The organism is Spirulina sp. CCY15215, assembly GCF_016888125.1.
Lineage (GTDB): Bacteria > Cyanobacteriota > Cyanobacteriia > Cyanobacteriales > Spirulinaceae > CCY15215.
Genome location: NZ_JACSWA010000366.1, coordinates 36,968 through 50,551, shown reverse-complemented (window position 1 = coordinate 50,551; position 13,584 = coordinate 36,968). Strand labels below are relative to the sequence as shown.

The 13,584-nt window shown below is 41.8% G+C and carries 11 protein-coding genes; 5 read left to right on the top strand and 6 right to left on the bottom strand.

Going from position 1 to position 13,584, the window contains the following annotated elements; all coding sequences use genetic code 11:
* Positions 1-241: 241 nt before the first annotated feature.
* The 6 genes from JUI58_RS10270 to typA all read right to left on the bottom strand — a co-directional run bounded on the left by JUI58_RS10270 (position 242) and on the right by typA (position 6,238).
* A complete protein-coding gene (locus JUI58_RS10270) occupies positions 242-1,576 on the bottom strand; it encodes a P-loop NTPase fold protein (protein WP_239121380.1) in 1,335 nt (444 codons plus the stop codon).
* Between the two features lie 105 nt (positions 1,577-1,681).
* The gene (locus JUI58_RS10265) at positions 1,682-2,191 is read right to left on the bottom strand and encodes a hypothetical protein (RefSeq protein WP_204103688.1); all 510 of its coding nucleotides are present in this window, start codon (positions 2,189-2,191) and stop codon (positions 1,682-1,684) included.
* A 131-nt stretch (positions 2,192-2,322) separates the two neighbouring features.
* Positions 2,323-3,285, bottom strand: a complete 963-nt coding sequence (locus tag JUI58_RS10260) for a DMT family transporter (RefSeq protein WP_204103687.1) — start codon at positions 3,283-3,285, stop codon at positions 2,323-2,325.
* 41 nt (positions 3,286-3,326) lie between these two features.
* Positions 3,327-3,632 (bottom strand): patatin-like phospholipase family protein, encoded by a 306-nt coding sequence (locus JUI58_RS10255; protein ID WP_204103686.1) that lies wholly within the window; start codon positions 3,630-3,632, stop codon positions 3,327-3,329.
* A 201-nt stretch (positions 3,633-3,833) separates the two neighbouring features.
* Complete coding sequence (locus JUI58_RS10250; RefSeq protein ID WP_204103685.1) at positions 3,834-4,328, bottom strand: hypothetical protein; 495 nt, start codon at positions 4,326-4,328, stop codon at positions 3,834-3,836.
* A 116-nt stretch (positions 4,329-4,444) separates the two neighbouring features.
* Entirely contained in the window at positions 4,445-6,238 is a 1,794-nt protein-coding gene (typA, locus tag JUI58_RS10245) for a translational GTPase TypA (protein ID WP_204103684.1), read from the bottom strand.
* A 220-nt stretch (positions 6,239-6,458) separates the two neighbouring features.
* Here typA and JUI58_RS10240 point away from each other — a divergent pair, with 220 nt between their 5' ends.
* The 5 genes from JUI58_RS10240 (at position 6,459) to JUI58_RS10220 (ending at position 13,574) form a co-directional block, all read left to right on the top strand.
* Positions 6,459-7,883, top strand: coding sequence for a trypsin-like peptidase domain-containing protein (locus JUI58_RS10240; RefSeq protein WP_239121379.1), 1,425 nt, complete (start codon positions 6,459-6,461; stop codon positions 7,881-7,883).
* Between the two features lie 83 nt (positions 7,884-7,966).
* On the top strand, positions 7,967-8,428 hold the full coding sequence (locus JUI58_RS10235) for an ATP-dependent zinc protease (protein WP_204103683.1): 462 nt from the start codon (positions 7,967-7,969) through the stop codon (positions 8,426-8,428).
* Between the two features lie 15 nt (positions 8,429-8,443).
* Positions 8,444-9,349, top strand: a complete 906-nt coding sequence (rimK, locus tag JUI58_RS10230; RefSeq protein ID WP_204103682.1) for a 30S ribosomal protein S6--L-glutamate ligase — start codon at positions 8,444-8,446, stop codon at positions 9,347-9,349.
* Positions 9,350-9,403: 54 nt separating this feature from the next.
* Positions 9,404-10,351, top strand: coding sequence for a succinylglutamate desuccinylase/aspartoacylase family protein (locus JUI58_RS10225; protein ID WP_348539873.1), 948 nt, complete (start codon positions 9,404-9,406; stop codon positions 10,349-10,351).
* A 187-nt stretch (positions 10,352-10,538) separates the two neighbouring features.
* Positions 10,539-13,574 carry an N-6 DNA methylase gene (locus JUI58_RS10220; protein WP_204103681.1) on the top strand — a complete coding sequence of 1,012 codons (3,036 nt, stop codon included), beginning with the start codon at positions 10,539-10,541 and terminating at the stop codon, positions 13,572-13,574.
* Positions 13,575-13,584 lie beyond the last annotated feature (10 nt).

Below are 13,584 nucleotides of genomic sequence, written 5' to 3'. Positions count from 1 at the left end.
TTTTAACAGGACAATTACTGTATCTAATTAAACAACCCTGTACGCATAGCGGTTTTGCTCTTTCGAGCCTCCCTTTCGGGGTAAAGTTAGCTTCGACTGACGATATTTTAGCGAAGGAGTTAAGGAATTGAGGGCAGAGTCACCCGATCGCCCCATACCCAGATTCTTGTCTTTTATACCCTACACCCGATCGCCATTAGGAGCAAAGACGATATCTTTATGCAGGCTCAGTGCTTTGCCTTCAAGCGGAAAACCCTTGCCACTTTTGTTGAAAGCGTTGGCTTTCAGCGAGAGCGGGGTTAATGCCAAACCAACGTCCTTGGGGGTCTTGGTACTCAAAGACAAACATACTCCGCAAAAGCAGTTGATATTCCTGCTCACCGCGCACTTTTTGCTCTCTGACCACTTGCAGAATTAAATCCCATTCATGGTCTTCCAGGGCGAGAAGGATATCTTCGCGATAGTTTTGGATCACGGTTTCTACGCAGTCTCGGCTAATGGGCGGATCTTGCTGTCGCAAACAGGTATAAAGTAAGCCGAGAAGGTTGCGGACGTGACCACCACTGACCCGGCACAGGCGATCGATGGTTTGAGGACTATCGAAAACCTCTGAGATTAAATCGAGCCGCGCGGGGGGTTCCAGGCTGGGAAAAGCACGGACGAGTAAGAGTTGTCGCAATAAGGCCATGCCTTGGGGATTATCTCGTCCGTCGCGATCGCAAGCGGGAATCATGGGTAAGATAATGGGGGCAACTCCTCCCCCCAAACGATTTTTCAGAGTTTGATACTCATTGGAAAAAATGAGGGCGAGGGGGATGGTATAGACCAGATGGCAGTTGAGTCGTCCCAGTTGGGAACCGCGATCGATGAATAGATATTCGGGAAGCGATCGCGTCGGGGTAACTTGACGCGGGGCGATGCGATCGAGGTTATCGACGATGGCCACGAGGCCTTTTTTACCCCTGGCTCGAAGTTCGCTATCGGCTCGCCCTAAGACTTCTTCGTTAATCGCCCGCAGAATGCTCTCCGTGCGCGGTTCGAGGGACTGTTTGAGTTGTTCGCGCAGTTTGGGGTTTTCTTTGGTTTTCGCCGTAATACGGGCAATTCCCAAGGAAAGTTCGGCTCCTGCTTCTAATTCGATTGGGGTTTGCAGGAAGGTTTTGACTTCTTCAAATAAGTTGGTAAAGTAGGGGGCTTTCAGTCGAATCCCTGCGGTGCTTTCCAAGGAATCGCTGACGGATTTGGCAATAGCAATAAGGATATCGCTAATGCTGACATCCGCCATGTCCAGATCGCGACTGGACTCGAAGTAAACAACATGGTAGTTTTGTTCCTCTAAACGTGCTTTTAAACGCAATAACTCAGTCGATTTGCCACAGCCAATATGTCCGCTAAATAATTGACAGGTCGGTTCGTCGGGGGAAAGGCGAACAATGGTTCGCTCTAAGGTTTCGACGACTTTGCCTCCTCGTACTGAGGAAAAATCAATGTAATAGGGACGCTCTAAGGGATTAGCTAGATCGATGGTTTTGCTGGGATTGCACGCTTTAAAAAACGGTAGTAGATGCAATGTCATATCCTGATGATTTATTGTCGATGCACGGCAATCATAGAGCGTATCAATCCATTTATGACGCATTCTTTACGATCAGTAAACCGTCCCCACTCCCTCCATCTCTCTCTAGATTTCTTCAAAGCGCACATTAATATTAATCATATCTGCACCCAACATTGTTCCTTGTAAAACCAGAACAATACTTTTAGAAGAATCTTCAGGAGTTAAGTTAATACTATCGGGAATATCAAAAACTAAATTAAATCCCCATGCTCCTGTTACTCGATTAATTTCTCGCTCAACATACCCATTTTCAGAGAGTTTTCCTTGATAAAAGGTGACGGCATCATCGGGTTTAAGAGAAGCCTCAAAATTTAGGGATTTTTGGCCATAGGCATTGGCACTAAAGATTTCTGAAATAGTATTGCTTATTCCGTTGGGTTGAGGAATTCCTTTCAGAATAGAAAGCACATCGGATGCTTGTACAAAATATTGTGTTTCCTTTGAGGAATGATGGCGATCGCCGATAGACTGAGGCTGTGCTTGCCCGAGGAGTTGAGGAGATAAAACCCAGACTCCAGCTAACCCTACGACACTAGCATAGGATAAGAATCGCTTCAAAAATTGAGATAGCATGAATTGCCCTCCTTCAAGAAAGATTGACTGTTTGTAAAAATGCGGCACCCGACAACAATATTATAGATCGAAGTAATTTGTGGATATCTCCTTCGAGTCGGCGATCGCCAAATTCATCCCTGAAAATTTAGTTATTCTTCTTCGGTTTTAATGCCTGCTTTGCTAGATGTCGCGAGGTATACCCCCAGTAAAACAATAACCAATGCCAATAGGTTAAGCAGACTTAAGGTCTCCGAAAAGATTCCCCAAGCGAGGATAGCAGTCACTACGGGATGCAGCAGTAAGATAGTTGCTACTAATCCTGAAGATAAGTATTTGAGGCTATAGATTATCAAAATTTTAGTAAAAATTCCGATAGTACCCATCGCAACTACAACCAACCATATTTGCCAAGAATGAGGAAACAGATCGTCACCAAACACCAAGAGAATAGGGAATACCAAAACCGTCTCGAGCAGAAAATTTAATGTTATTATTGCATTTGTACTTAATTGAGTTTGCAGTTTTTCTAAAACCAGTAGATACCAACCCCACAAAATAGCTGAAATAAAAGCGAGTCCATCACCTTGTAATTTATCGATGGTGATTGAAAAGTCATTAGCAACTAGGGCGATCGAACCACAAATGGCGATCGCAATTCCCAACAAAAATCTACTCTCAAACTGTTGCTTGAACAATATCCATCCCGCTAAGGTAATAAATATGGGGGTGAGGCTGTGCAGAACTTCCGAGTTGGCAACGGTGGTTTGAGTTAGCGACCAAGCATAGAGTAGGTGATATCCTCCAGAAAATACAATCAGCATTGGTAATAGTAAGAAGAGGAAACGCTTATCTGGGAGAGGTTTGACAGAAAGAGCATTTCCTGACCATTGCCTTTTGAAGATCGACAGTCCATTCCACAATCCTAAAACTACGGTTGAGATCCAGAGACGATTAAATATTGCGGCATTCGGACTAATTTCAGATTCGCTAATTTTGATTAAAATAGGCAGGAAAGCAACGATCACCAAGTCAGCAAATAAAGCAACTAAGGCCATCACAGTTTCCCGTTTTATCGTCGTTGATGACGCGGTTAATTCTAATGCTTTGGTCACAATATTGGAAAAATAAAATAAACTTAAAAAAAGATGAAAAATTAAACTCTCGTGTTTGGATAGTCGCGATCGCATCTTATACTATTACTATTATATTGTGTAAGTCGCTTACTGCGCTTGCGATCGCCATTTTGTTGATAGAGTTCTAATAATTCTTGACAAGTTTTTCCCTTCGCTAAACCCGCAGCTAAAATTGACCCAGTAGAAACTCCGGCGATCGCATCGAAATACTCGTGCAGTTTTAGTTTTTTCTTCTCCCAGAGTTCTCTTTCTACCGCTTGTAAAATCTTGGCAGAAAGTGCGCCGCGCATCCCACCACCGTCTAAACTGAGAATTTTAAAGGTCATAATAATTTTCCTCGATTTTTGTGTTTTTTTAGAATTACGAAAAAATTTCTTATTCAGAATTATTATCAGCGTTATCTATCTCATCTTTAACAGAATTAATCACTTTCTTTAACTCTGAATCCCTTGGTCTTTTAGCGTACTCTGCGTGAGTATAAATCCATAAGAGATGCACGGTTTTAGTGGAATGGTGAATTAAATATATTAGCCTACCAAGCCTTGATCTGATAGTTCTCGAAGCCATTGTCTTTGTCGTTTGGCATCAATGATTTCTCCACCTTGAAGATTAGAACTCACTTCTTCTACTATATCGGATAGAGTCTCTTGATAGGAACTATCTTCTCGTTCAATAGCATCCAAGATTGTATCGACAAAATCATCTAATGCCTCAACACAGTACATTAAGTCCTTTTCTTGTCCTGTGATTTTAATAATAATAACCAAGAATAGTGCTAAAGCGCGATCGAATAAATTAATATTGTCGCGATCGGGTTCAACTAATTCATAGGCAATATCTCGTAATTTTTGCCGATCGCCTTCAGACAAGTCAAACCAGTTTTCTTGAATGTTTTGTGTTGCTTTATTAATATTGCGTCCAAGAATCCGAAATTTTGACGGATAGGCAACTCGGCGATTAATATTGTCAAGTTGCTCAAAATTAAGTTGATAATGTTCTAAGATTGCTACTGCTGTAGACATAATCTATTTCTCCGAAAACAACAAGTGAGAAATCCAAAAACCAGTTTAAAAGTTAATCTAAAGTAGTGATGAGTAATCTTAATAATTACCCATCACCGATCGCCAATTCCTCAAACTTAACGCTTGGCTAACTTCTTCGTTTTCATCTTCCGCAAGCGAATAGACTCGGGAGTTACTTCTACCAACTCATCCGAGGCAATGTATTCTAATGCCCGTTCTAGACTCATATCCACAGGTGCTTGTAATTGTACCAATTCATCCCCCGTTGCGGCACGATGGTTGGTCAATTGCTTGGTTTTGCAGACATTCAAATCTAAATCTTGAGGTCGGTTGTGTTCTCCCACAATCATTCCCTTGTATACTTTCGTACCAGGAACAATGAAGAAAACACCGCGATCTTCCCCTTGTTTCATAGCATAGAAAGTCGATGTTCCTTCCTCAAAGGCAATAATAACACCATTGTAACGGGTATCCAACTCCCCAATCATGGGACGATATTCAAGGAAACTATGGTTCATAATTCCTTCCCCACGACTGAGACGGAGGAATTCACCGCGAAAGCCGATTAAACCGCGAGCAGGGATGATAAACTCTAACTGGGTGCGTCCGTTTGCTCCCACCTGCATATCCTGCATTTCTCCCTTGCGCTGTCCTAATCGTTCGATGGAAGTTCCCACGGCTGCTTCCGGGACATCTAAAACCAAGTATTCAAAAGGTTCGCAGGGGTGGCCGTTTACTTCTCGGTAAATGACTTGCGGCTGGGAAACTTGGAACTCGTATCCCTCCCGACGCATGGTTTCAATGAGAATCCCTAAGTGTAATTCTCCTCGTCCCGAAACGAGAAACTTATCGGGGGAGTCCATTTCGTTGACCCGCAAAGCGACATTGGTTTCTAACTCTCGGTAAAGGCGATCGCGCAGTTGTCGAGAAGTCACGTAAGTTCCTTCTAATCCGGCAAAAGGCGAATCATTAATCGAGAAAGTCATTTGCAGAGTAGGCTCGTCTACCTTAATTAGAGGTAGTGCTTTGGGTTCATCAGGACAAGTAATCGTTTCGCCGATATTAGCATCGGCAAACCCAGACACGGCAACGATATTACCCGCACTGGCTTCTTTTAATTCTACCCGCGCCAAGCCCTTAAAGCCCATTAGCTTCGCAACTTTGCCTTTAACAATTTTTCCGTCATCTTTAGTGAGAGCGGCTTGTTGTCCTGCATAAATCGTACCGTTGTGAATGCGACCGATTACAATCCGTCCCAAATATTCCGAATAATCGAGAGTTGTAACTTGCAATTGTAAAGGCTTTTCTGGATCGCCGGCTGGGGGGGGAACATGGTGCAGAATGGCTTCAAAGAGGGGCTTCATATCGACTCCCTCATCATTGACCTTTTCTTTCGCAAATCCCTGCAAACCGGAAGCGTAGAGGGTGGTAAAGTCGCATTGATCGTCATCTGCCCCCAACTCTACAAAGAGATCGAAGACCTTATCGATCGCCACATCGGGATCTACATTATCGCGATCGATTTTATTGACCACGACAATAGGACGCAAACCCTTTTCTAGGGCTTTTTTCAACACGAAACGGGTTTGGGGCATAGGACCCTCATTCGCGTCAACAATGAGGATACAACCGTCTACCATACCTAAAACTCGTTCGACTTCTCCCCCAAAGTCCGCGTGACCTGGAGTATCGACAATATTAATCAGAGTTTCTTGATAGTAAACGGCGGTATTTTTGGAGAGGATAGTAATTCCCCGTTCTCGTTCTAGAGTATTAGAGTCCATCACGCAGTCCGGAATCTCTTCCCCTTCGCGAAAGATTCCAGATTGTTTGAGCATGGCATCGACTAGGGTAGTTTTACCATGATCGACGTGGGCAATGATAGCGAGGTTGCGAATGGGAAGAGACATGATAGTGTTTCTGGACTAGAAAATAGTAAGGAAAATTCGAGAATTTCCTTTACGCTATAATTATAAGTCTTTTTGTAACAAAAGTTCATAAGATATTGAGGAGGGGCGTGGAGGATTCAGTCTGGGAATGAAGAGAACAATATTTAAGGAGTTGGAGGAACAGTCTGCCAGAATCTAAAATCTAAAATATGTAGAAAAGGACAAGATAATTAATCGACAGATGAACAAAAATAATCAAAACCTTATAAAAGCAGGATGTTTAAGCGCGATCGCCGTCCTGGGAATCAATGGGATGAGTCTTGGTTTCCCCCTATCTCTGCAACCCGCACAAGCGCAAATTTTTGATGAAAATACCAGTATTGGCGTTTATGAAAAGGCAAGTCCAGCAGTGGTTTCCCTCGAGGGAGACGGTGCCACCGGAAGCGGGAGTATCGTGCGATCGGATGGCTTGATCCTGACCAATGCCCATGTGGTGCAAGAGATGTCTGTGGTTAAGGTGATTTTATCCGACGGGCGTGAATTAGAGGGAGAAGTGATTGGTTTTGACCAGTCGGGTTTAGATTTGGCTGTGGTGCAAATTCGCGGTGCAAACAATTTACCAACTATTCCTTTTGCTTCCTCGGGATCGGTGCGGGTTGGACAGCAAGCCTTTGCCATCGGCAGTCCTTTCGGTTTTCAAGGGACCTATACTACAGGAATTGTCAGCCGCATCGATCCCGAAAAGGGTTTAATTCAAACCGATGCAGCCATTAATCCTGGTAATTCTGGGGGTCCTTTGTTGAACTCGCGGGGGGAATTAATTGGGGTGAATACGGCGATTTACAGTCGCGGTAATGCGGGGAATATTGGTATCGGTTTTGCCATTCCCATCGAACAGGTACAGCCTTTTTTAACTGCTGTCAATGAGGGTCGCGCCTCCCGCACTGCCCGAGATCCCAATCCTAGCCGCGATCGCACCCTCACGACACAAAATCTTAATCTCAATGGCGAAATTATCCAGGGTAGTTTGGATCGGGGGGATAATTTGCTGTCAGCCGATCGCAGTTTTTTTGATGCCTATACCTTTGAAGCTCGGGCGGGGATGCAAATCGAGATTCAAATGAGCAGTAACAATCTCGATCCTTTTCTGATTTTAGTCGCTCCTGACGGCACTAACGTGGCTCGGGATGACGATAGTGGGGGAGGACGCAATGCGAAAATTTTGGCAACTTTACCCCTTGACGGCAAGTATTTTTTAGTGGCCAATTCTTACCAACGCGGTGAAATGGGTAATTACAATCTGCAAGCGCGAGTATTGGATGGCTCTAATGCGACTCGTCGCGCTGAATTTGTCCTCCAACAACAGGGTATTCTTGGTGCTAATGCGCGACGTTTGAATGATGGCAGTTTATACCAAGAACATCGGTTTCGCGGGTTAGCCGGACAATCGGTAAGTTTGCGATTAGAAAGCCCAGATTTTGATACTTATTTGATTTTGGTGGACGCGAATGGCGAAAAATTAGGAGAAAACGACGATTTTACTGAGGGAGATACAAACTCTCAAATTGAAGTGCGTTTACCTCGAGATGAAGTCTATCGCGTTATTGTCAATTCTTATGCCCAAGAAGGACGAGGACGCTATCAATTAACCATAAGAGGACAATAATTTTTTATAGCACTATCTGCTAGGCAAGAGGCAAGAGGCAACAGTAATTTAAACTCAAAAAGGAGCGATCATCAATAATTTACATGACTACACTTTCTCCGATCGGCTGGCGAGAATATATTGCTTTACCTGAGTTAAATATTCCCGAAATTAAAGCCAAAATTGATACAGGGGCGCGATCGTCTGCCTTGCACGCTTTTGCGATCGCCGAATTTGAACGAGATGGACAAACAATGGTGCGTTTTAGCGTTCATCCTTACCAACGAGACAGCGATCGCGTTATCATTGCCGAAGCGATTTTATGCGATCGCCGCAGCGTCCGCAGTTCTAGCGGTGCGGCGCAGTTACGCCCAGTCATTCAAACTATAGTAGAATTAGGCGGGCAACGATGGGCGATCGAGCTAACTTTAACCAATCGGGACGAAATGGGGTTTAGAATGCTCTTGGGACGAGAAGCAATAAGACAGCGTTTTCTTGTGGATGCAGGCAACTCTTACATTCAAAATCCCCAACAACAAATTCAAACAGATTTTAACGAAGAATAGTACAAAAACAACTCAATGAAAATTGCAATTTTATCTCAAGATGCCAAACTATATTCTACTAGGCGCTTGAAAGAAGCAGGGGAAAATCAGGGGCATGATATGCGGGTAGTGAACTACCTACGCTGTTATATGAATATTGCTTCTCATAAACCCACAGTGGTTTATAACGGTACGACTTTAGAAGAGTTTGATGCTGTAATTCCTCGCATTGGTGCATCAAGAACATTTTATGGAACGGCGGTAGTGCGTCAATTTGAAGTTATGGGCGTATTTAGTGCCAATGAATCTCAAGCGATTTCGCGATCGCGGGATAAATTGCGCTGTTTGCAGATTTTAGCGCGGGATGGGATCGGTTTACCCGTAACAGGATTCGCCCACGCGACCCAAGATATTGACGGGTTGATCGAAACCGTCGGCGGTGCGCCCTTGGTGATTAAACTTTTAGAAGGAACCCAAGGGATCGGGGTTGTTTTGGCGGAAACCCAACAAGCCGCAAAATCCGTCATCGAAGCCTTTCGCGGCTTGGATGTTAACATTTTAGTTCAAGAGTTCATTAAAGAAGCCAAGGGTGCGGATCTGCGCTGTTTAGTAGTCGGAAACAAAGTGATTGCTTCCATGAAACGACAGGGTGCAGAAGGAGAATTTCGCTCCAATTTACACCGAGGAGGTAACGCCGAAGCGATTAAATTAACCCCAGAAGAACGTAGTACGGCTGTGCGATCGGCTAAAGCAATGGGGTTGCGGGTTGCGGGGGTCGATTTATTGCGATCGCACCACGGACCCGTAGTCATGGAAGTGAATTCTTCTCCAGGTTTAGAAGGGATTGAAAAAGCCACGGGTATTGATGTCGCTGGGAAAATCATTGACTTTGTGTCCAAAAATGGCGCTTCCGGTATAAGCCGCGATCGCATCCCCTATTAATAACAATTTAATTAACAATATTGGTTCATACAAGTGAGTGTTAAGTCGTTGGATATACCCCATCGTAACGCCTTCGTATTCGTCCCTAAAAAACGCCAGCGCGTGGAACTTCCTGTAGCGCGACTTCCTACCCAAACATTACTTTCTCTACCCATTACCGTCATTCACGGTCGGGAAGAAGGTCCCACTTTGTGGTTGAGTGCAGCCATTCACGGGGACGAATTGAATGGGGTGGAAATTATTCGCCAAGTTGTGCAGCAATTAAGTGCGGGTAATTTACGAGGAACATTAATTGCTGTTCCGATTGTGAATATTTTCGGTTTTTTACAACAGTCTCGCTATCTTCCCGATCGCCGGGATTTGAATCGCTGTTTTCCAGGTTCCCCCAAAGGGTCTTTGGCTTCTCGTTTGGCCTATTTATTCATGGAAGAAATTGTCAGTCGCAGTACCCACGGAATTGACCTGCATACTGCTTCCGACAGCCGCACGAACTTGCCGCAAATTCGTGCTAACTTAAAGCATGAAGAAACTGCTCGTTTTGCGCGGGCTTTTGGAGCCCCAGCGATGCTGCACTCCGATACGCGAGATGGGTCCCTGCGAGAGGCTGCGGGGAAAAAAGGCATCCCCGTACTACTTTACGAAGGGGGAGAAGCATTACGTTTTGATACGGAAGTAATTCGTATTGGGGTTGAAGGCGTTTTTCGAGCCATGACCGCGTTAGAAATGTTAAGTCCGATTACAATTAACCCTGTAGTAGAATCCATCGAAGTACATTCCTCAAAATGGGTTCGTGCTTCTCGTAGCGGGATTTTGCGGTTATCTATTACCCTGGGCGATCGCGTTAAAAAACGTCAAGTTATTGGTAAAATCTTTGATGCCTTTGGAGAAACAACGGTTTCGGTTCGAGCAAATTTAACCGGGTTAGTAATTGGTCATACGCAAAATCCTTTAGTCAATCAAGGAGATGCGATCGTTCATATTGCGGTTTTATCTGAAGTCTGAAAACACTCTTGATCAACATATCTTTCAGCCTCTCAATATCGTTTTTCTGGAGGGGCGATCGCGATCGTAAAATAAATTCAGTCAAGTATGAATACAAATCTTTGTTACAATTTTCTCCTAGCTCGTTAAGATACATAGTATATTTGTCTGAAAAGAATTGTTGTAATTAAGTAAAGGAGAGGATATCATGCAACTGAATGAATTGCTTGGCATCCTTAATTATGAGGGTTCTGAGAATTATATTGCAACAGATCGCCCGCGTAGTAATCCTCATCCCTCTACAGAACATCTCTTTCGTGCAGCCCATAAAGCCGGAGTTCAAGGAACTTATGTTTTTAGGACAAGTCCTCCCAGTGACGAGATATTACCTCGGCGATCGGTAGTTTGCGTTGCTGAAGCCAATACAGAAGAAGAAGCCAGAGAAATTCATTGTAAGCTATGGAATCTTGGTTATGTTCCCTTTTTAGTTGTCGTTCTTCCCTATCAAATTAGAGTTTATACGGGATTTGATTATTCTGCTCAGAAGAAAGAGCAAGGATTAATTAGTACGGTTAATGAAATTTCTCAGATCGAGAAACAAGTAGATTATCTGTTTGCAGAATCTATTGACTCGGGAAATATTTGGAAAGTCCAAGCAAAAAATTTAACGGTCGATCGCCGAGTGGATGTTCATTTATTAAACAATCTCGAAAAACTCGGAAAGCGACTCACAAACAAGGGTTTAGAATTATCTATCGCTCATGCTCTGATTGGTAAATATGTCTATATTCGCTATTTGCGCGATCGGGGAATTCTTTCAGATATATGGTTAGAGGAAAAGCAAATCAATCTCGATAGTGTTTTGAGTCGAAATGCGACATTACAAGGCTTAAGACGTATTATAGAAGTTCTAGAAGAGCGTTTTGAAGGTGATATTTTTCCTTTACCTTTGTCTGGAGAAAATGCACCTTCTGATGAGGAAATTCGCTTAGTCGCTTCTGTTTTCAAAGGTGACGACATCGAATCAGGACAACTTCATCTTGATTTTGAGGCATATAAGTTTGAATATATTCCCATTGAATTACTTTCGTCAATATACGAGCAGTTCTTACGCAGCCAAGGAAAAAGTAAAAAGGATGGCGCAATCTATACTCCTGAACCATTGGCCGATTATATGATATCTGAATTGAATTCTGTAAGACCTTTAGAAAAAGGTATGAAAATTCTCGATCCTTGCTGTGGATCAGGAATTTTTCTCGTGCTTGCATATCGTCGATTAATTGAAAAAGAAGCTCAAAATAATTTTTATGAAAAAGTTTCTCCTGAACAATTAAAAGAAATTCTCTTAGAAAGTTGCTATGGAGTTGAACGAAACCGAGATGCTTGTTATATTGCTGAATTCAGCTTAATTTTAACAATGCTGGACTACATAGAACCACCAGTTTTACATAAAAAGAAAAATTTCAAGTTTCCTAAATTGCATAATGAGAGAGTATTTGAATGCGATTTGTTTGACGATCTCTCTAAATTTTGGAAAAGAAATAAAAAATTTGATTGGATTATCGGAAATCCTCCTTTTATAAAACTGAAAAAAGAAACAAAAGGAGAAGAATATATCCGAAATTGGATGAAAACTTATTCCCAAAAAACAGTTACAGGAAACCGAGTTTGTGAAGCATTTACTTGGAGAGTTACCGATCTGCTGAAATTGGATAAAACAATTGGTTATGTCGCTTTACTTATTCAGGCATCCAGTCTTTTTAATGGTGAATCTGAAAAATATCGCAAAGATTTTTTTCAACAACATGAAATTAGAAGAGTAACAAATTTTTCTCATCTAGCTAGAGTATTATTTTATAAACGAGCAAAAGTTGCTGTGGCTACAATTGTTTATAAAATAGAAGATTCAAACTATAGTAAACCCAATCTTATTCATTATGCTCCTTTCGGGGTCAATCAAATTTCTAATAAGTCTTGGCAAGAAGAGCAACAAAATAAAACTTGGACAATTACGATTAACGAAACTGAGATTCAAGCAATTTCTCACAATGATATTGAAACAGGAGATATGTTGCCGTGGAAATTAGCGTTATGGGGAAGCTATAGAGACAAAAAAATTATACAACGTTTGAATCGATTGTTTTCTAACACTATAGGAGAACTATGCGAAGAGAAAGGATGGCATATTACATCAGGATTAGAATGGAAAGATATTTCTAAATTAAGTGTTGAAAAACAAAGTGAAGTTGTTAGAGAGTCTTCATTAATAGATAAACAATTGCTGAATATTGAGGCAATGAATAAATCATCATTTATTTATAGTGTGCCAAAAAAGATACTCAAAAAAATGACAGAACAAAATTATTATATTAGAAGGCCGGGAGGATTAAAACTAATTTCTGCTCCTCATTTAGTTATTCATCCTAATTTCATAGCTTACAGCGATCTAGATTTTGTAATTCCTAATCCTCATGTAGGGATTTCAGGAAAACCTAGTGATGCTCAATATTTACAGTCACTTACTATTTTCTTAAATTCAAGCCTTATCAAATACTATCTATTTTTTATTAGTCCTGCATGGGGTTTTGGAAGACATAGAATTTATGTTAGACCAACAAAAAAAGTTCCTATTCCTGATTTTACAGATAAACAAATGAATGAACTCTCCAAATTTTATCTGCAACTAGAAGAATTAGAAAATTCTGAGAGATTTGCAGAAATCAATCAAGATATGATAGATCGAAAAATAGAAGAAGTTTTTAATATTTCTCCAAATATTAGAACAATTACTAGAGAATTTTGGAAGGTTCGTTTTAGTTTAAACGAAGGGAAAATTGTTGGTACTGCTACCGATTTACCGACTCAAGATAATTTACTTGCTTATAGTAAACGTTTAGCTTATGAACTCGATCGCTTTGCTGAAGGAAGTGAATTACATCATAAAATCTCAATTATTTACTCAAAAGATTTAGTCATTTGTACCGTTGAATTGGTTTTCTGCGATACCAGTTTAGATGTCACCGTACAACCAGTTAATCCGGATTCTCAGTCATTCTTCAAAGAAATTCAACAAAAATTACGGGAGAAATTTAGCCAATGGGTTTATATACAAAGAGGATTCCGAATTATAGAAGATTCAAAAATTCATATTTGCAAAACAGCGCGTCTCATTGATTGGACAGAAACCCAAGCCTTGTTAGACTCTGATGATATCATTGCTGAAATTCTTTCTATGAATCTTTGAATCAAAAATA

What these genes read in the sequence shown, in the direction of transcription:
- JUI58_RS10235 (WP_204103683.1), top strand. Translation starts at nt 7,967, where the DNA reads ATGACTACACTTTCTCCGATCGGCTGGCGAGAATATATTGCTTTACCT.
- rimK (WP_204103682.1), top strand. Translation starts at nt 8,444, where the DNA reads ATGAAAATTGCAATTTTATCTCAAGATGCCAAACTATATTCTACTAGG.
- JUI58_RS10240 (WP_239121379.1), top strand. Translation starts at nt 6,459, where the DNA reads ATGAACAAAAATAATCAAAACCTTATAAAAGCAGGATGTTTAAGCGCG.
- typA (WP_204103684.1), bottom strand. Translation starts at nt 6,238, where the DNA reads ATGTCTCTTCCCATTCGCAACCTCGCTATCATTGCCCACGTCGATCAT.
- JUI58_RS10255 (WP_204103686.1), bottom strand. Translation starts at nt 3,632, where the DNA reads ATGACCTTTAAAATTCTCAGTTTAGACGGTGGTGGGATGCGCGGCGCA.
- JUI58_RS10265 (WP_204103688.1), bottom strand. Translation starts at nt 2,191, where the DNA reads ATGCTATCTCAATTTTTGAAGCGATTCTTATCCTATGCTAGTGTCGTA.
- JUI58_RS10270 (WP_239121380.1), bottom strand. Translation starts at nt 1,576, where the DNA reads ATGACATTGCATCTACTACCGTTTTTTAAAGCGTGCAATCCCAGCAAA.
- JUI58_RS10220 (WP_204103681.1), top strand. Translation starts at nt 10,539, where the DNA reads ATGCAACTGAATGAATTGCTTGGCATCCTTAATTATGAGGGTTCTGAG.
- JUI58_RS10250 (WP_204103685.1), bottom strand. Translation starts at nt 4,328, where the DNA reads ATGTCTACAGCAGTAGCAATCTTAGAACATTATCAACTTAATTTTGAG.